We start from the raw sequence: 18,942 nt of genomic DNA, 5'->3' as shown, positions 1-18,942 counted from the left end.
ACTTGTCCATCCGAAGCCGTTGGGCAGCTCGATAAAGTAGCCCGAGACTTCCGAGCTTCGGCGGCTGCGCTTGCGTACGTCGCTTCGGTTGGTCGCGGCTTGCGCCGCTCCTACCCTGAAGCTCACTGAAGGCGACGGCGCAATGGCCGTCGCTGCAAACGACGATCGGATAATCGTCAAGCCGTGCAGGCTGCGCGCACCGGCTCCGGCAAGGCTGCGGGCTGGCCGGTTTCGCGGTGGATCCACACCAGCACGACGTTGCCGTCGCAATACACCGCCGAGGTGTCGGTGGCGCCGATGATGCGGTGGCCGATGCTGAGGCTGGTGTTGCCGAGGCGTTCGACGAACAGTTCGACATCGAGCTCGTTCGGCCATTCGATCGGACGGCGATAGTTGAGATGCGCCGCCGCGACCACCGGGGCGACATGCTCGTCCATGCCGCGGCCGGGCAGGGTCACCATCCAGCGCAGGCGCGCTTCCTCCAGATAGCTGAGGAACTTCGAGTTGTTGACGTGATTGAAGGCGTCGAGGTCGCGCCAACGCACCGACAGCGGCACTCGGATCAGGGCCGGCGGCGTCGCCGGCAGCGCAACCGAGGCCTGTGCTTGCTGGGCGGCGTCCTCGACGGCGTCGTTCGCAACGGTCGCGAGGTCCGCGGCCGGAGCCGTGGCGGCCTTGCGGCTGCGCGGCGCACGCTTGCGCGGCGCCGCTTTCTTGCCGCCCGCGGGCGGCTGCTGGGTATCGGTCATGCAGCGGATTTCTTCTTGGCGCGCGACGCGGTCGCAGCGGGGGCGGTCTTTTTCGCAGTCGGCTTCTTCTTCGCCGTCTCTGCCTTCGGCGTACCGAGCAGGGGGGCGAGGAAGTGGCCGGTATGCGAATGCGGCAGCGCGGCGATCTGCTCCGGCGTACCGGTCGCGAGAATGGTGCCGCCGCGATGGCCGCCTTCCGGTCCCAGATCGATGACCCAGTCCGCGGTCTTGATCACGTCGAGGTTGTGTTCGATCACCACCACGGTGTTGCCGTCGTCGCGCAGGCGGTGCAGGACCACCAGCAGATGCTCGATGTCGTGGAAGTGCAGGCCGGTGGTCGGCTCGTCGAGGATGTACAGGGTGCGCCCGGTGTCGCGCCGCGACAGTTCCTTCGACAACTTGACCCGCTGCGCCTCGCCGCCCGACAAGGTGGTCGCGCTCTGGCCGAGCTTGATATAGCTCAGGCCGACGTCCATCAGCGTTTCCAGTTTGCGCGCGATGGTCGGCACCGCCTCGAACAGGTTCAGCGCCGCTTCGACCGTCATCGACAGCACGTCGTTGATGTTGTAGCCCTTGTACAGGACTTCCAGGGTCTCGCGGTTGTAGCGCTTGCCGTGGCAGACGTCGCAGGGCACGTAGACGTCGGGCAGGAAGTGCATCTCGACCTTGATCAGGCCGTCGCCCTGGCAGGCCTCGCAGCGTCCGCCACGCACGTTGAAGCTGAAGCGGCCCGGCGAATAGCCGCGCGCGCGCGCTTCCGGCACCTGCGCGAACAGCTCGCGCAGCGGCGTGAACAGGCCGGTGTAGGTGGCCGGGTTCGAACGCGGGGTGCGGCCGATCGGCGACTGGTCGATGTCGACGACCTTGTCGAACAACTCCATGTTCTCGATCGAACGATACGGCGCCGGCGTCTGCGAGGCGCCGTTGAGTTCGTTGGCGGCGAGCACGTACAAGGTGTCGTTGATCAGGGTCGACTTGCCCGAACCGGACACGCCGGTGACGCAGGTCAACAGGCCCGAGGGGATGTCGAGATCGACGTCCTTGAGGTTGTTGCCGGTGGCGCCGCGCAGATGCAGCATCGCCTTCGGGTTGGGCTTGTGGCGGTTCTTCGGGATTTCGATCCGGCGCTTGCCGCTGAGGTATTGGCCGGTCAGCGAACGCGGCGCCTTCAGCACGTCGGCGAACTGGCCCTGTGCCACGACTTCGCCGCCATGCACGCCGGCGCCGGGGCCGATGTCGACGATGTAGTCGGCCAGGCGGATCGCATCCTCGTCGTGTTCGACCACGATCACGGTGTTGCCGAGGTCGCGCAGCCGGGTCAGGGTGCTGAGCAAACGCTCGTTGTCGCGCTGGTGCAGGCCGATCGAGGGCTCATCGAGTACGTACATCACGCCGACCAGGCCGGCGCCGATCTGGCTGGCCAGGCGGATGCGCTGGGCTTCGCCGCCCGAGAGCGAATCGGCCTTGCGTTCCAGGGTCAGGTAATCCAGGCCGACGTCGACCAGGAAGCGCAGGCGGTCGACGATCTCCTTGACGATCTTGACCGCGATCTCGCCGCGCCAGCCCGGCAGTTCCAGGGTCTTGAAGAACTGCAGCGCTTCGTCGACCGGCAGCACCACCAGGTCCGGCAGCGGGCGCTCGGCGACGAACACGTTGCGCGCGGCGCGGTTGAGGCGGGCGCCGGCGCAGTCGGGGCAGGGACGCTGGCTGATGTACTTGGCCAGCTCCTCGCGTACCGCTGCCGATTCGGTCTCGCGATAACGCCGCTCCAGGTTCGGCACGATGCCTTCGAAGCGATGCTTACGCTGGCTGCGGCCGCCGTTCTCGGTGAGGTAGGTGAAACTGATCAGCTCGTCGCCGCTGCCGTACAGCACCGCCTTCTGCACCGTCGCCGACAGCGACTGCCAGGGCGCGTCGACGTTGAACTTGTAGTGCTTGGCCAGCGACTGGATCAACTGGAAGTAGTAGGCGTTGCGGCGGTCCCAGCCGCGCACTGCGCCGGCCGAGAGCGACAGCTCCGGGTGCACGACCACGCGGCCCGGATCGAAGAATTCCGCGACGCCGAGGCCGTCGCAGGTCGGGCAGGCGCCGACCGGCGAGTTGAACGAGAACAGGCGCGGTTCCAGCTCGGGCAGCGAGTAATCGCAGACCGGGCAGCTGTATTTGGACGAGAACAGCAACGGTGCGGTGTCGGCCTTGTCCAGCGAATACACCTGGGCCATGCCGTCGCCGAGCTTGAGCGCGGTCTCGAAGGACTCGGCCAGACGCTGCTTGATGTCGTCGCGCGGACGGAAGCGGTCGACCACCGCTTCGATCGTGTGCTTGACCCGCAGCGCCAGGGGCGGCACCGCGTCGATCTCGTACAGCTCGCCGTCGACGCGCACGCGCACGAAGCCCTGCGCGCGCAGTTGCTCGAACACCTGGGCGTGCTCGCCCTTGCGCTCGCGGATCACCGGCGCGAGCAGCATGTAGCGCTGATCGGGGTCCAGCGCCAGCGCCTGGTCGACCATCTGGCTGACCGTCTGCGCTTCGAGCGGGTAGTGGTGATCGGGGCAACGCGGCGCGCCGACTCGTGCGTACAACAGACGCAGGTAGTCGTAGACCTCGGTGATCGTGCCGACGGTCGAACGCGGGTTGTGCGAGGTGGATTTCTGCTCGATCGAGATCGCCGGCGACAGGCCTTCGATGTGGTCGACATCGGGCTTTTCCATCACCGACAGGAACTGCCGGGCATAGGCCGACAGCGATTCGACGTAGCGTCGCTGGCCTTCGGCGTAGATCGTGTCGAAGGCCAGGGAGGATTTACCGGAACCGGACAAGCCGGTGATCACGATCAGCTTGTCGCGCGGCAGATCGAGATCGATGTTCTTGAGGTTGTGCGTCCGCGCGCCGCGGATGCGGATGTAGTCCAGCGCCATCGGGTGCCTGCAAGGGGGGAGGGCTGCCGGCGCGAAACGCGACGGCGAACAGAGGAGCGTATCGAGTGGGCTAGGTGGGGGCAAATCCGGAAAACGGAAGTCTTCGGGCAGGCCGCGCGAGGCCCGTGGGGCCTGGGGTTCATCGGCGGTCGCGGCGACCCGGGCCGGGGCGCATCGCCGCGCGCGCGGGCGGAGTGCGCAAACACGACGGGGGCCGTCGGCCCCCGTCTGACGGGTTCAGCTTGTCGGGCCGTGGCCGGGCGAGCCCGGCCGGCCGATCATTTCAGCGGATTGAAGCGCAACGGCGTCGCCGCCGTGCCGGGTTCGCCGCGGGTGTCGAGCGCGCCCGGATTGGCGCCGGCGACGATCAGCTGGACCTTGACCGCCTCGGCGCGCTGGCGCGACAGGGCCTCGTTGTCGGCCGGCTGGCCGGCGCCGCCGCCGGGCCCGACGATCTCGAAGCGCGCGTCCTTGGGGCCGGCCTGGAGGGCCTTGGCGGCGCGGCTGAGGATGTCGAGGCTGGCCGGCGCGATCCGCGCGCTGCCTTCGTCGAAGTGCAGGTTCATCAGGTTCAGGGCCTTGGCGATCTCGGCGCTGCCGGCCTTGCCGGGTTCGAGCGCGGCCAGGGCCTGCGCCGCGGCAGCCGAGGACGCGGCCGCGCCGCCGACGCCTTCGAACAGGCCGCCGTAGTTGTAGCCCGGGAACAGCGTCTTGGCTTTTTCGAGCAGGGTCACGCGGTCGGCGTCGGAGGCTTGGCCGCTGAGTTCGATGCGGGTGCCCTGGAAGCTCACCGCGACGCCCGGCATGGTCAGTGCGGCGGCGAACTGCGGCAGCTTGTCCTGCCAGGGGGCCGGTTTGGAGGCTTTGTCGACGCTGAGGTTGCCGCTGATCTGGCCCATGTAGGCCTGGGTCAGGGCGGTGCTCAGCGCCTTGCGGGTGGCTTCGCTGTCGACGGTGCCGTCGTAACGGATCGCCCCGTTGTTGTTGACCAGGCTGAGCTTGGCGTCGAAGCGCACCACCGGCGCGGCGACCGGCGCCGGTGTCGCCGCCGCCGTGCTGTCTTCGGCCGGTGCGGCGGCGTTGTTGCAGCCCGCCACGCCGACGATCAGCACGGCGAGCAGCAAACCGCTGCGCGCGAGGCCGGCATGGGCGAGGGCGCTATTGGCGAGAGCGCCATCAGCGAGAGCCGGGCGGTTGCGGTGTGGGGCGGATGGAAGATGGCGCATGAAATCTCCGCTGTTCTGGAACCGGGATTCGTGAGTATGGAGCGCTTGAGCGATGGCTGGAGCGTGCCGGATGCGGCCGGACGATCAGCGAGGGTGCGTCGCTTCATCCGGGAAACGGATGGAGCGCATCGAAACGGATGGAGTGCATTTGCCGATGCGGGTTCCCGGTCGCGACGCCGCGGCTTTCGCGACCGGCGATCGGGCGTATCGGCGGATCGGTGTCCGCAAAAAACGAAGGGCCCAGCATTCCGGGCCCTTCGCGATTGCCTACTTGGCGATTACTTGCTGGAGTTGTACTGGATCTCCACCGGATCCGCGCATTCCTGAGTCTGGTTGTTGCACAGCTTGTAGCTCATGGTGCCGCTGCCGATGATGCGGAAGGTATCGGTGTTGGCGCCGGTGTTGCGCACGGTCTTGAGGATCGCGCCGTTGCGGTAGATGTCGATGTTCTTCTTGCCCTTCTCCCACGACAGGTTGACCGAGGTGCGGTGGTTCGGCAGCGCGCTGGCCTTGGCCTCGACCCGACGCGGCCAATTGGCGTCGACGAAGCTCGGGTACAGCGACATGCCCGCCGAGGCGCGATAGCCCTTGACGTTGACGTACCACACGCCGCCCTTCGGGGTCGGGAAGAAGCAGGTCTCGTTGTTGCTCGCGGTGAACGGACGGCAGTCGTAGGAGGTATTGGTCGGTTCTGCGCCGTACTTGACGTAGATGTCCGAATCGCCGGTACCGCCGTACATGGCGAACAACAGGTTCGACGCGCCGTTCGGCACCAGCAACTGGTACTTGATCACGCCGTTGGCCGCGACTTCGATGTTGGTCACGGTGATGCCGTTTTCCAGCTCGATCGGCGGCTCGGGTTCCGGAGCCTGCGGGTCCGGCGGCAGCGGCTCGCTGCCGTTGGCCACGGCGACCGCGAGACGCGCGTCGACGATGCCCGAACCGCAGGGATTGGCCCAGCTGCAGCCGCCCGGCAGACCGCCGACATGGGCGGTGTTGACCAGGATCTTCTCGATCTCGGCCGGAGTCTTCGGCGTGGCCGCCGCGGACTGCATCAGCGCGACCACGCCGGCGACGTGCGGCGCCGCCATCGAGGTGCCGGCCATCCAGGCGTAGCCCGGGCCTTCCTGGGCCTGCAGGCCGAGGTTGAGCGTCGACAGGATGTTGTCGGCCGCCGGCTGCGCGCCGGAACCGCCCGGTGCGGCGACGTCGATCTTCGGGCCGAAGTTGGAATAGCTGGCCATGGTGCCGGTCGGGCCGACCGCGGACACGGCGATGACGTTGTCGCAGTTGGCGGGCGAGAAGTTGGCCACATCGCCGCCCGAGTTGCCGGCGGCGATGACGACGGTGGTGCCGCGTGCGCGCGCCGCGTCGAACGCGGTCTGTTCGGCCACGCTGCAGGCGCCGCTGCCGCCGAGGCTGAGGTTGATGACTTCGGCCGGGGTCGCGTTGTCCGGCACGCCGGCGACGCTGCCGCCCGAGGCCCAGGTCACCGCATCGATGATGTCGGAGGTGTAGCCGCCGCACTTGCCGAGCACGCGCACCGGCTGGACCTTGGCGCCGTGCGCTACGCCGGCGACGCCGCTGGCGTTGTTGGTGGCCGCGGCGATGGTGCCGGCGACGTGGGTGCCGTGCCAGCTGCTGTCTTCCGGAATGCCGAAGATGTTGCACTCGCCGGCGTGCCAGTCGCCCGGATCGTTCGGGTTGGCGTCGCGGCCGTCGCCATCGACGCTGACTTCCTGGTCGATGATGAAGTCGTAGCCCGGCAGGATGTTGGCGTCGAGATCGGTGTGCGGGGTGATGCCGGTGTCGAGCACCGCGACCACGATGCCGTCGCCGTCGGTGATGTCCCAGGCCGGTTCGAGGTTGATGCCGCCCGGGCCGTTCTTGTAGTGCCACTGCTGCGCGTAGCCCGGGTCGTTCGGGACCATCGCCTTTTGCTTGAGCAGATCGGGTTCGACCGCGATCACGCTCGGGTCCTTCATCAGCTCGATCGCCAGTTCCTTCACTGCAGCGGTATTGAGCTTGGTGTCGGTGCGGATCAGGCTGGCGCCGGTGGCCAGAGTGCGCATCGGCGCGATGCCGATGCCGAGCTTGCTCGCGGCGGTGGCGTACTGCTTATCGACCGCGGCAGCGCTGAGCTTGGCGTTCGCGCCGGGCGCGCGGGTGACGATGAAGCGGTCGTAGGTCTGAGCGGCGGCTTTCTTCACCGCCTTGGCCGAAGTCGTCGCTTTCGGTCCCTGCAACTTCGAGAACGTCTGCAGCTTGCTGCCCGAATAGGCAGCCGGAGCGACGAGTACGGCGGTCGCGATAGCCAGTGCGGTCCATTTCAATGAACGTTCTTTACGAGTCATGACAAACATCCTTGATCCTTTCGTTGCGCATGATCCCCTTCGCATCCCCTGTCGAGCGTCGGGCCTTGGTCCGCGGAGGCGGTACCGCCTCCTCCGAGGTACTTCCTTGGGGCAGCCGGGCCGGCGTCCATCCAGGAGCGCGCCGGGCTGCGGAATTGCTGGCGAAGACGCATTCGTCTGCCTGCACGCGCGCAAGGCGGCGTGAGTGGGTGGGTGAATGCGTCTGCTGCGCAGGAGCGAAGCCCCAGCGCTGAAAACCGGTATGGCGGACGACTGCGAACGACATGCACGGGATACTGGAATTCAACGCGACGGCATCATCGTGGCGCGTCTGCGTCGCAGAGGCTGCGCTACGAAGTGCTGTTCCTTGTCGCGCGACCCCAACGTGTCGCTCGAGATCGAAGCTAATTGAGGCCGGTGGGTGCGTGCAAGTGTCGTTTGCGCCGGCATGACTGCATGAATGCGACTGGGCTCACAGACGGCGCGGATGCGCGCGCACGGCGCGGTCGCGACGGCGATTCGCCGGTGTGGAAAATCAAGGGTTTTTTTGCGTTCGATGCGAGTGCGCGCGGCAACGCGCGGATTTTCGCTTCAAGCAAATTTTCTTTCGGAACTGTGAACTGTGTCGGTCTCTTTGCGTCGCGAGGCCGGGTTTTTTCTTGATCGCCTACACTGTTCTTCGGCCGGCGTGCGACGCGCGGCGAAGGCGCGGCGCGAAGTTTCGACGTGAATGCGCGATGTGCGGAAGAGATGCGTGTTGCGAAAGCGGCGATCGATGCGGGGCGTCGCGATGTTGCGAGCGCGCAACATCGCGATGGGTCGATTCGTTGGAAACAAACGGCGTCGAAGTGCCTAAGCAAACAAACGGCGCCGAGGCGCCTGAGTAAACACAAAACGGCGCCGAGGCGCCTGAGTAAACACAAAGGGCGCCGAGGCGCCCTTTGTGTCGATCCCGATGGTTCGCCGTTTACTTGAGTACGGTGAATTCCATGCGGCGGTTCTGCGCCTTGCCTTCTTCGCTGGCGTTGTCGGCGATCGGCTTGTCCTGGCCATAGCCCTTGCCGACCAGTTGCTCGCCCGACACGCCGAGTTCGACCAACTTCGCGGTGACGGCGTTGGCGCGATCCAGCGAGAGCTGCAGGTTCGCCGCGGCGTCGCCGGTGTTGTCGGTGTGGCCGCCGACTTCGATGCGGGTGCCGGCCGGAGCGGCTTTGATCGCTTCAGCCGCCTTGCTGAGCGTCTCGTAGCTGTCGCGGGTGATCGTGGCCGAACCGGTGTCGAAGTTGATGCCCGACAGGTTCAGCGCCTTGATCAGATCGTCGGCGCTGAAGCCGGCCTTGAGCGAGGACAACGCCGCCATGGCCTTGTCCCACAGGCCGCTGATCTCGAAGCCGCCGAAACCGCTGCGCAGCTTCTGCGACAGGGCGAAACGTTCCGCTTCCGGCAGCGCCGAGGTGTCGATGGCGATCTTGTCGCCGTCGAAGCCGAGCTTGACGCCGCGCGCCTTCAGGTCCGGCAGCAGGGCGATCAGCTTGTCCATCCAGCCGGCCGGGGCGGTCGCGGCATCGACGCTGATGTCGCCATTAACGTTGTCCGCGCCGAAAGTGGCCTTGATCGCGTCGAGCAACTTGGACTTCTCGGCATCGCTGGCCACCTGGCCGCTGACCGTCGCCTTGCCGTCGACGTTCTCGAAGCTGAAACGCGGGTTGGCTTGCGCCGCGGGCGGCATCATCGGCGTGGTCGAGGAGACCGAGCTGTCGGTGTTGGGCGCGACCACTGCGGCCTCGTCCTTCCTGCAGCCCTTGAACAGCAGGAAGGCGCCGATCAGCAGCGCGCCGAGCAGCAGCCAGGGCAGGATCTTGCCGAGACCGCTGCCGGTTTTCTTGGCGGCATAGGCCGCGGCGTCGACGGTCGCGTCGGCGGCCTGGCCGACCGCACGCGCGCCGCCGGCTACCGCACCGCCCACCGCAGCGGCGCCGGCCGCCAGTGCGCCCCAGCCGAAGCGGCCGAGGTCGCCGAGCCAGTCGGCGATGCCGGCTACCCAGGACTTCAGGGTTTCGGGAATGCCGGTCGGTTCCTTGCCGCCCTCGGTCAGCCCGTTGATCAGGTTCGGCAGCAGGCCGCCGATGGCGCCGGCCGTGGCCGAGACCGGGGCGCCGAGCTTGCCGGCGATCGCGCCGAGCAGCGGTGCGCCGAAGATATGGTCGACCTGCGAGGCGCTGATCGATTCGTTCGGGCCGGTGCCGACCCAGGACTGGATCAGACGCCCCAGGCCCTTTTGCTCGAACAAGCGGACGAAGCCGGCGAAGCCGCCGCGTTTCTCGTCGAAGATCAGGGCGATCAGGACGCCGACCAGCTGGCGGGCCTTGTCGGTACTCAGGCCGAAGCGGCCGGAGACGTCGCTGATGAGGTTGTCTAACAGGTCGATGCGCATAGTGCTTCCCGTGGATAATGTGATGCGCATCACGAAAGCTGACGCGCACCGCCGATTTATCACGTTCCCGCCAGGATTTGCATAGTCGGGTCGGCTTTTTTTGCGTCGGGCCATGGCCTGGCGGACGGACGGCATCCGTACGGCTACGAACGGGCAGGATTGTTCAAGAAGGCACATTGAAAGCACACTAGAAGGCACATTCGAGTGGGCGACAGGCCATGGCGGCCCGGTGCAGGCGGGGCGGAGCTCGGGAAAAGCCGGGGCGATTTGACCCTAAGCCCTTGGCCCCGCTACAATTCCGCTTCTGTCCGCCCGCTTGGGCGCGGCAGCGACCAAAATAACTACAGAGGAATCCTGGTCATGTACGCAGTTCTCGTCACCGGCGGTAAGCAATACCGCGTGATGCAAGGCGAAAAGCTCCGCGTCGAATTGCTCGACGTCGAAGCCGGCAGCGAAATCAAGTTCGACACCGTGCTGATGCTCGGCAACGGCGAAGGCGTCACGCTCGGCGACGCGCTCAAGGGCGCCAGCGTCACCGCCAAGGTCGTCGGCCACGGCCGCGCCGACAAGGTGCGCATCGTCAAGTTCCGCCGTCGTAAGCACCATCGCAAGCAGATGGGCCACCGTCAGCACTACACCGAAATCGAGATCACCGGCATTGCCGGTGGCGACAACAAGTAAGGAGAAGCCGCCATGGCACATAAAAAGGGCGTAGGTTCCACCCGCAACGGCCGCGACTCCAACCCGAAGTACTTGGGCGTGAAGATCTACGGCGGTCAGGCCATCGAAGCCGGCAACATCATCGTGCGTCAGCGCGGCACCCAGTTCCATCCGGGCGCCGGCGTCGGCCTCGGTCGCGACCACACGTTGTTCGCGCTGGTCGACGGCAAGGTCGAGTTCTCGACCAAGGGCCTGAAGAAGCGTCGCACCGTCAGTGTCGTCGCCGCCGAGTAATTCCGGCGCGACGTACTGCGAGGAGCCCCGCTTCGGCGGGGTTTTTCGTTTGTAAGCCGGGATTTGGCGGTGGGGATTCGGGATTCGCAGAAGCGAAAACCCGATGCTTCCGCTGCCGTTACAATCCTTGGCGTCTAGCCGTTGTTTTTTACGATTCCCGAATCCCCATTTCCTATTCCCGGCCCCCATGAAACTCGTAGACGAAGCAGAAATCAAAGTCATCGCCGGCAACGGGGGCAACGGCTGCATCGGCTTCCGTCGCGAGAAGTTCATCCCGCTCGGCGGGCCGGACGGTGGCGACGGCGGCGCTGGCGGCAGCGTGTGGCTGGTGGCCAACGAGAACGTCAATACGCTGGTCGATTTCCGCCACCAAAAGCAGTTCCGCGCCCAGCGCGGCGAGAACGGCATGGGGCGGCAGGCCTACGGCAAGGGCGGCGAGGATCTGGTCATCGTGGTGCCGGTCGGGACCGTGGTCACCAATGTCGAGACCGACGAGATCATCGGCGACCTGGTCGCGCACGGCGACCGTCTGCTGGTGGCCCACGGCGGCAAGGGCGGCCTGGGCAACATGCATTTCAAGAGCTCGATCAACCGCACCCCGCGCAAGGCCCTGCCGGGTCTGCCGGGCGAGGAGCGCGAGCTCAAGCTGGAACTGAAGCTGCTGGCCGACGTCGGCCTGCTCGGCTTCCCGAACGCCGGCAAGAGCACCCTGATCCGCGCGGTTTCGGCGGCGACGCCGAAGGTCGCGGACTATCCGTTCACCACCTTGTACCCGAACCTCGGCGTGGTCAGCGTCGAGGCGCACCGCAGCTTCGTGATCGCCGACATCCCGGGCCTGATCGAAGGCGCGGCCGACGGTGCCGGCCTGGGTGCGCAGTTCCTGCGTCACCTGCAGCGCACGCGCTTGTTGCTGCATCTGGTCGACGTCGCGCCGATGGAGGGCGGTGTCGAGGGCGTGACCCCGGCCGAGCAGGTGCGCGCGATCGAAAACGAGTTGCGCAAGCACGATCCCGAATTGCTCGATAAGCCGCGTTGGCTGGTGCTCAACAAGGCCGACCTGTTGCTCGAAGAAGAGCAGCAGGCCGCGGCGCAGGCGGTCATCGACGAGCTGGGCTGGAAGGACCGCTGGTATCTGGTCTCGGCGATCGGCCGCGAAGGCACCTGGCCGATCATGCGCGACGTGATGGCGTTCTTCGACCGTCAGCGCGCCGATGCCCTGGAAGCCGCGAGCGCTGCCGGCGACCATGTGCCCTGAGCCGCGGGCTCGTCGGAAACCGAATGACTACAGGCTGCGGCGCGCGATGCGTCGCGGCTTTGCCGTGGGCGCGGTCTTCGGTGCTGCGCAGACTCTGAACTCGACGCGTTCGAGCGCGAGCGTCGCCGTGCGCATGCGCGACTTCAAGCTCGCTTCACCGGCGGCGCCGATGATGCGTGCGGTGTGCAGCGCGAAGCACTCCATCGCCGGCTTGGCCGGGCGGTCTGTCGCAGCATCGGCCGCAAAACGAAAAAGCCCGGCCGAAGCCGGGCTTTTGCGTCACGTCGCGAGCGACGTATCAGGCGGCTGCCAGTGCCTTGATGCGGGCCGACAGGCGGCTCTTGTGACGGGCAGCTTTGTTCTTGTGAATCAGGCCACGGGCACTGAAACGGTCGAGGATCGGCTGAGCGACGTCGAACGCGGACTTGGCACTGGCGGCGTCGTTCTCGCCGAGGGCCTTCAGCACCTTCTTGACGGCGGTACGCAGCATCGAACGCTGGCTGGCGTTACGGGCGTTACGCACGACAGTCTGCTTGGCGCGCTTCTTGGCGGACTTGATGTTTGCCACGAGTGGATTCCTGGAATATTTGGTGAAAAGCGTTAATGAAACTGGGCGGTGAAATGCAGTTACGGAAAATCAGACCCAAAAGTATGGGCGATTCAGTGGGTTGCGTCAACTGGAAGAGGACGCGGCGATGAGCAAGGGTAACGGCTTGCTGCGTTCTTCGGCCATTTTCAGCGCGATGACCTTCATTTCGCGGGTTTCCGGCCTGGTCCGGGACCAGGTCTATGCGGTGGTTTTCGGGGCCAGTCCGGCCATGGACGCGTTCTTCGTGGCCTTCCGGATCCCGAACTTCATGCGCCGGCTGTCGGCCGAGGGCTCGTTTTCGATGGCCTTCGTGCCGGTCCTGGCCGAGTACAAGCAAAAGCACGACCAGGCCGCGGTCAAGGAGCTGATCGACCGGGTCACCGGCACCCTGAGTGCCTTCCTGCTGGTCCTGACCGCGGTGGTGATCTTCGCCGCGCCCTGGGTCATGGCGCTGTTCGCCCCGGGCTTCGAACCCGGCAGCGAGCAGTACCGGATGGCGACCCAGATGCTGCAGATCACCTTCCCGTACGCCTTGTTCATCTCCCTGGCCTCGCTGGTCGGCGGGGTGCTGAACAGCTACGAGAAGTTCGCCATCCCGGCGCTGTCGCCGGTGTTGCTGAACCTGTCGATGATCGCCGCGGCGGTCTGCGCCGAGCGGGTGTTCAGCCCGATGGGCCTGAACCCGGTGCTGGCCCTGGCCTGGGGCGTCCTGCTCGCCGGTGTGCTGCAACTGGGCTTCCAGTTGCCGGCGCTGGCCAAGCTGGGGCTGCTGCCGCGGCCGCGCTGGGGCGCCGCGCACGAGGGCGTGCGCAAGATCATGCGGCTGATGGTGCCGACCCTGTTCGGCTCGTCGGTGGCCCAGGTCAATTTGCTGTTGAACACGGCGATGGCCTCGTTCCTGATCGCCGGCAGCGTGACCTGGTTGTACCTGACCGACCGCCTGCTTGAGTTTCCGCTCGGCATGTTCGGTGTCGCCATCGGCACGGTGATCCTGCCGCACTTGTCCAAGCGCCATGCCGCGACCGACCCGCAGGGCTTCTCGAAGGGCCTGGACTGGGGCTTTCGCCTGTGTCTGCTGATCGGCGTGCCGGCCTGCCTCGGGCTGGTCTTGTGCGCCGAGCCGCTGGTCGCTTCGCTGTTCCAGTACGGCCGCCTGACCGCCCACGACACCGCAATGATCCGCCTGAGCCTGATGGCGCAGTCGATCGCGGTGCCGGCCTTCCTGCTGGTGAAGGTGCTGGCGCCGGCGTTCTACTCGCGCCAGGACACCAAGACCCCGGTCAAGTCGGCGGTGGTGTCGGTGATCGTCAACCTGGTCGCGACCGCGAGCCTGTTGCTGGCGGTGCTGTACCTGACCGAAGCCGGCCGCGCCGCGCTGCTGAGCAGCGGCGGCGATCTGCGCCGGGCGCTCGGCGAAGTACCGGGGGCGCACGCTTGCCTGGCCCTGGCGATCGCCATCGCCGGCTGGGTCAACGCCCTGCAACTGGCCTGGTACCTGCGCCGCGCGAAGGTCTATGCGCGCCAACCCGGCTGGGGCCGATTCCTGCGCCAGATCGGGGTCGCCAGCGTGGCGATGACGGTCGTGGTGCTGGGGCTGCTGTGGTTCTGGACCGGTTGGACCGGTTGGCCGTGGTGGGAGCGCGCCTGGAAGCTCGCGGTGGTGGTCGGCGCCGGCGGCGCGTTCTACGGCGCCGCGCTGTGGCTGCAGGGCATCCGCATGCGCGATCTGCGCGGCCATTGAACACGGTTCGCCGCCGCCGGCATCGTGAATCGCCCGCCGCCGCCGCCGCGGCCGCGGTCGCGTTCAGCGGCCCCGTTGAGAGCGGCGGGCGGCGGCTATACTTCCTGATTCATCCTTCACGCAATGTCCCGGTTCGTCCGGGTCCCACGCCGGACACTAATGAGCAGGCTGTTTCGTGACGTCGAGGGCGGGCCGCGGTGCCCGCACGGCAGTGTGGTCTGCATCGGCGCCTTCGATGGCCTGCACCTCGGGCATCGGGCGTTGGTGCGCCACACGGTTTCGCGCGCGCGCGCCTTGGGCGTGGAGGCGGTCGCGCTGAGTTTCGAGCCGCTGCCGCGCGAGTTCTTCGCCCCGGCCGCGCCGCCGCCGCGGCTGTTGTTGCCGCGGGCCAAGGCCGAAGGTTTGCTGGCGCTGGAAGCCGATCAGGTCGGCCTGCTGCGTTTCAACGGCCGTCTCAGTGCCCTGAGCGCCGAAGAGTTCGTGCGCCGAGTGCTGATCCAGCGGTTATCGGCGCGCGAAGTCTGGGTCGGCCCGGAGTTCCGTTTCGGCAAGGCGCGCGGCGGCGACATCGCGCTGCTGCGGCGCATGGGCGAGGAGGGCCGGGCCGAGGGCCAAGGCTTCAGCGCGCACGAGATCGAACCGGTGCTGCTCGACGGCGAGCGCGTGTCCAGCACGCGCATCCGCGAAGCGCTGTTGGCCGGCGATTTCGCCACTGCCGCGCGCTGGCTCGGACGCCGCTATGCGATCGGCGGCCATGTCGTGCACGGCCAGCAGCTCGGCCGCACGCTCGGCTTTCCGACCGCCAACCTGCGCTTCGGCGGCAAGACCCCGGCCTTGTCCGGTATCTATGCGACCTGGGTCCACGGCGTCGGCGATCGTCCGTGGCCGTCGGTGTCCAGCCTCGGCACGCGGCCGACCGTCGCCGGGGTCGAGCCCTTGCTCGAAGCGCATCTGTTCGACTTCGACGGCGACCTGTACGGTCGCCGCATCGAGGTCGAATTCGTCGCCCATCTGCGTCCCGAATTGAAATTCCCCGACTTGCCGGCGCTGACCGAGCAAATGCACCGCGATGCCGAACAGGCGCGCGGTCTGCTGCGACTGGACTCGCAACGCGCCGCCGCGCCGTTGCCGGCTCCGCTTGCGGCAGCGACCCAAACACCTGCATGAGAGCTGCTGTGACCGCCAAAGACCCGAGCCAATCCGCTCCCGCCAACCCCTACAAGAGCACCTTGTTGCTGCCGGCGACCGATTTCCCGATGCGCGGCGACCTGCCCAAGCGCGAACCGGAAACCCTGGCGCGCTGGGAAAGCGAAGGCTTGTACGGGCGAATTCGCGAGAAGGTGAAGGACCGCGAGCGCAGCTTCGTGCTGCACGACGGCCCGCCCTATGCGAACGGCGAGATCCACATCGGTCACGCGGTCAACAAGGTGCTCAAGGACATCGTGGTGAAGTCCAAGCTGCTGTCCGGCTTCGACGCGCCCTACGTGCCGGGCTGGGATTGCCACGGCCTGCCGATCGAGCACAAGGTCGAGAAGGAATTCGGCAAGGTCGGCGACAAGCTCGACGCCGCCGAATTCCGCGCCAAGTGCCGCGAGTACGCCGCCACCCAGATCGACCTGCAGCGCCGCGGCTTCAAGCGCCTGGGCGTGATCGGCGATTGGGACAACCCCTATCGCACCATGGATTTCCGCTACGAGGCGGACATCATCCGTTCGCTCGCCAAGATCGTCGAGCGCGGTCATCTGGTGCGCGGTTCCAAGCCGGTGCACTGGTGCTTCGACTGCGGGTCGGCCCTGGCCGAGGCCGAGATCGAATACCAGGACAAGGAATCGACCCAGATCTACGTGCGTTATCCGGTGATCGAGCGCAAGAAGGTGTTCGACACCTTCGGCATCGAGGACGACGGCGCGCCGCTGTCGGTGCCGATCTGGACGACCACGCCGTGGACGCTGCCGGCCAGCCTCGCGGTGTCGATGGGGCCGCAGGTCGAGTACTCGCTGGTGCGGGTCGAGCCCAGCGAAGAATCGCTGTTCAAAGAGCCGGGGCAGCGCCCGGAGTACCTGCTGGTCGCCAGCGAACTGATCGGCGGCGTGCTCGCCGCGATCACCGCCGCCGATGCGCTCAAGCAAGGCCATAGCGTGGAAAGCCGCGACTGGTCCTCGCACAAGGGCGAAGCCTTCGAAGGCCTGCGGCTGCAGCATCCGTTCTACAACGATCGCGAAATCCCGGTGCTGCTCGGCGACCACGTCACCGTCGAGGCCGGTACCGGTGCGGTGCACACCGCGCCCGGCCACGGCCAGGAGGACTATGCGGTTTCGCTCAAGTACGGCCTGATCGAGCGCTACAGCGCTGCGCAGATCAATCCGGTCGACGCGCGCGGCCGTTACCTGCCGTCGACGCCGCCGGCCGGCTCGCACGAGCTGGCCGGGCAGCACATCTTCAAGATCGACGCGGTGTTGCTGGAGGTGTTGCGCGAGCGCGGCGCCTTGCTCGCGACCGGCCGGCTCAAGCACAGCTATCCGCATTGCTGGCGCCACAAGACGCCGGTGGTGTTCCGCGCCACGCCGCAGTGGTTCATCTCGATGGAGCAGGCCGGCCTGCGCCGCGATGCGCTCGCCGCGATCGGCGGCGTGTCCTGGGTGCCGGGCTGGGGCGAGGCGCGCATCTACAACATGATCGAGGCGCGCCCGGACTGGACCATCTCGCGCCAGCGTTACTGGGGCGTGCCGATCGCGCTGTTCTTCAGCCGCGAAACCGGCGAGCCGCATCCGCGCACGGTCGAGGTGATGCATCAGGTCGCCGACCGGGTCGAGCGCGAAGGCGTCGACGCCTGGTATTCGATGACCGCCGAGGAATTGCTCGGCGACGAGGCCGAGGGCTACGAGAAGGTCAACGACATTCTCGACGTCTGGTTCGACTCCGGCACCAGCCACGAATGCGTGCTCGCACAGCGGCCGCAGGACGGGCTGCGCAAGCCGGCCGACTTGTACCTGGAAGGCTCCGACCAGCACCGCGGCTGGTTCCACAGCGCGCTGCTCAGCGGCGTGGCGATGGATGCGGCGGCGCCGTACCGGCAGGTGTTGACGCACGGTTTCACCGTCGACGCCGAAGGCAAGAAGATGTCGAAGTCGATGCAGAACGCGCTCGCGCCCGAAAAGGTCACCGACGCGATGGGCGCCGACGTGCTGCGTCTGTGGGTGGCCTCGACCGATTTCCGCAACGAGATGACGGTGTCCGACGCCATCCTCAAGCAGAACGGCGACGTCTACAGGCGCATCCGCAACACCGCGCGCTTCCTGCTCGGCAACCTCGCCGGTTTCGACCCTGGGCAGCATCTGGTCGCATTGGCCGACATGGTCGCGCTGGACCGCTGGATCGTGCATCGCGCTGCCGAACTGCAGGACCGCATCGCCTCGGCCTACGAGCGCTACGACTTCGCCGAGATCGTGCAGCTGCTGTCGAATTTCTGCAGCGTCGACCTGGGCTCGCTGTACCTCGACGTGACCAAGGACCGCCTGTACACGATGCAGGAGGATTCGCGCGGCCGCCGTTCGGCGCAGAGCGCGATGTACCGCATCTCCGAAGCCTTCGTGCGCTGGATCGCCCCGATCCTGGCGTTCACCGCCGACGAGATGTGGCGCCATCTGCCGGCGCAGACCGAACGCGGCGCGCGCGAAGACAACGTCCTGTTCACCACCTGGTACGACGGCCTGGCCCTGTTGCCGGCCGACGCCGCCTTGTCGAACGAAGAGTTCGAGCGTTTGCTCGCGCTGCGCGACAGCGTCGCCAAGACCCTGGAGCCGATGCGCGCCGCCGGCCGGATCGGCGCCGCGCTCGAGGCCGAGATCTCGCTGCGCTGCGGCGTATCCGACCAGAACTGGCTGGCGCCGCTGGCCGAGGAGCTGCGCTTCCTGTTCATCAGCGGCGATGTCGAAGTGGTGGCCGACGACGGCATCAAGGACATCGCCGTGCTCGCCGCACCGACCAGCAAGAGCAAGTGCGTTCGCTGCTGGCATTACCGGGCCGACGTCGGCGCCGTCGCCGAGCATCCCGAGCTCTGCGGCCGCTGCGTCGACAACGTGGCCGGCGAGGGCGAGGACCGGCACTGGTTCTGACCGCAGCACGGCCGCGCGGCGAGGCATCGCGCGCGGCCGCTTCACTCCACCGATTTCGCACCGATCCGTAGAACCGAAAGCTTATGACCGATACCTCCCGCAAGAACGCATTGCCCTGGCTGATCGTCTCGATCGTCGTGATCGCGCTCGACCAGCTCAGCAAGGCCTGGGTGCTGAGTTCCTTGCCCGAGTACACCGCGGTGCCGGTCATCGACGGTTTCTGGAACTGGTACCGCAGCTACAACACCGGCGCGGCCTTCAGCTTCCTCAGCGACGCCGGCGGTTGGCAGAAGTATTTCTTCGCGATCCTCGCCGTCGGCATCAGCGGCCTGCTCGGGTACTGGCTGTCGCGCGCCGCGCGCAGCGACTGGAAGACCGCGCTGCCGTACGCCCTGGTGATCGGCGGGGCCATCGGCAACGTGATCGACCGCATGCTGCACGGCCACGTCGTCGACTTCATCCAGTGGTACTGGCGCGACTATCACTGGCCCTCGTTCAACATCGCCGACTCGGCCATCGTCGCCGGCGCGATCGGGATCGCGGTGTACGGCTTGTTCAGTAAGCCGGAAGGCGAGAAATGAAGAGTGAGAAGTGAGAAGTGAGGCGG

The 18,942-nt window shown here is 66.9% G+C and carries 13 protein-coding genes; 7 read left to right on the top strand and 6 right to left on the bottom strand.

Annotated features, from left to right (window positions below; translation table 11 throughout):
• Positions 1-176: 176 nt before the first annotated feature.
• The 5 genes from ACTOWK_RS02035 to ACTOWK_RS02015 form a co-directional block, all read right to left on the bottom strand.
• Positions 177-587 (bottom strand): acyl-CoA thioesterase, encoded by a 411-nt coding sequence (locus tag ACTOWK_RS02035; RefSeq protein ID WP_441328660.1) that lies wholly within the window; start codon positions 585-587, stop codon positions 177-179.
• A gap of 158 nt (positions 588-745) precedes the next feature.
• On the bottom strand, positions 746-3,667 hold the full coding sequence (uvrA, locus tag ACTOWK_RS02030; protein WP_441328526.1) for an excinuclease ABC subunit UvrA: 2,922 nt from the start codon (positions 3,665-3,667) through the stop codon (positions 746-748).
• A 278-nt stretch (positions 3,668-3,945) separates the two neighbouring features.
• Positions 3,946-4,893 carry an OmpA family protein gene (locus ACTOWK_RS02025; protein WP_441328525.1) on the bottom strand — a complete coding sequence of 316 codons (948 nt, stop codon included), beginning with the start codon at positions 4,891-4,893 and terminating at the stop codon, positions 3,946-3,948.
• Between the two features lie 278 nt (positions 4,894-5,171).
• Entirely contained in the window at positions 5,172-7,247 is a 2,076-nt protein-coding gene (locus ACTOWK_RS02020) for a S8 family serine peptidase (protein ID WP_441328524.1), read from the bottom strand.
• A 967-nt stretch (positions 7,248-8,214) separates the two neighbouring features.
• Positions 8,215-9,681, bottom strand: a complete 1,467-nt coding sequence (locus ACTOWK_RS02015) for an OmpA family protein (RefSeq protein WP_441328523.1) — start codon at positions 9,679-9,681, stop codon at positions 8,215-8,217.
• 360 nt (positions 9,682-10,041) lie between these two features.
• On the opposite strand from ACTOWK_RS02015, the gene rplU reads away from it, so the two are divergent.
• The 3 genes from rplU to cgtA all read left to right on the top strand — a co-directional run bounded on the left by rplU (position 10,042) and on the right by cgtA (position 11,890).
• Positions 10,042-10,362 (top strand): 50S ribosomal protein L21, encoded by a 321-nt coding sequence (gene rplU / locus ACTOWK_RS02010; protein WP_031371912.1) that lies wholly within the window; start codon positions 10,042-10,044, stop codon positions 10,360-10,362.
• 12 nt (positions 10,363-10,374) lie between these two features.
• The gene (rpmA, locus tag ACTOWK_RS02005) at positions 10,375-10,635 is read left to right on the top strand and encodes a 50S ribosomal protein L27 (protein WP_031371911.1); all 261 of its coding nucleotides are present in this window, start codon (positions 10,375-10,377) and stop codon (positions 10,633-10,635) included.
• 187 nt (positions 10,636-10,822) lie between these two features.
• Positions 10,823-11,890 carry an Obg family GTPase CgtA gene (cgtA, locus tag ACTOWK_RS02000; RefSeq protein ID WP_441328522.1) on the top strand — a complete coding sequence of 356 codons (1,068 nt, stop codon included), beginning with the start codon at positions 10,823-10,825 and terminating at the stop codon, positions 11,888-11,890.
• Positions 11,891-12,188: 298 nt separating this feature from the next.
• On the opposite strand, the gene rpsT is transcribed toward cgtA, so the two are convergent.
• Positions 12,189-12,458 carry a 30S ribosomal protein S20 gene (rpsT, locus tag ACTOWK_RS01995; RefSeq protein WP_031371909.1) on the bottom strand — a complete coding sequence of 90 codons (270 nt, stop codon included), beginning with the start codon at positions 12,456-12,458 and terminating at the stop codon, positions 12,189-12,191.
• Positions 12,459-12,585: 127 nt separating this feature from the next.
• Here rpsT and murJ point away from each other — a divergent pair, with 127 nt between their 5' ends.
• The 4 genes from murJ (at position 12,586) to lspA (ending at position 18,916) form a co-directional block, all read left to right on the top strand.
• Positions 12,586-14,220 carry a murein biosynthesis integral membrane protein MurJ gene (gene murJ, locus ACTOWK_RS01990; RefSeq protein ID WP_441328521.1) on the top strand — a complete coding sequence of 545 codons (1,635 nt, stop codon included), beginning with the start codon at positions 12,586-12,588 and terminating at the stop codon, positions 14,218-14,220.
• A 159-nt stretch (positions 14,221-14,379) separates the two neighbouring features.
• Positions 14,380-15,387: a bifunctional riboflavin kinase/FAD synthetase gene (locus tag ACTOWK_RS01985; protein WP_441328520.1), complete on the top strand. Its 1,008-nt coding sequence runs from the start codon at positions 14,380-14,382 to the stop codon at positions 15,385-15,387.
• 89 nt (positions 15,388-15,476) lie between these two features.
• Positions 15,477-18,335: an isoleucine--tRNA ligase gene (ileS, locus tag ACTOWK_RS01980; protein ID WP_441328659.1), complete on the top strand. Its 2,859-nt coding sequence runs from the start codon at positions 15,477-15,479 to the stop codon at positions 18,333-18,335.
• An 83-nt stretch (positions 18,336-18,418) separates the two neighbouring features.
• Positions 18,419-18,916: a signal peptidase II gene (gene lspA / locus ACTOWK_RS01975; RefSeq protein WP_441328519.1), complete on the top strand. Its 498-nt coding sequence runs from the start codon at positions 18,419-18,421 to the stop codon at positions 18,914-18,916.
• The last annotated feature ends 26 nt before the right edge of the window (positions 18,917-18,942 follow it).

The sequence above is a fragment of the Lysobacter sp. CA196 genome, from assembly GCF_052078695.1.
In the GTDB taxonomy this organism is placed as follows: domain Bacteria; phylum Pseudomonadota; class Gammaproteobacteria; order Xanthomonadales; family Xanthomonadaceae; genus Lysobacter.
Note: the sequence above shows the minus strand (reverse complement) of the source record. Positions and strands in the feature narration are given on the sequence as shown.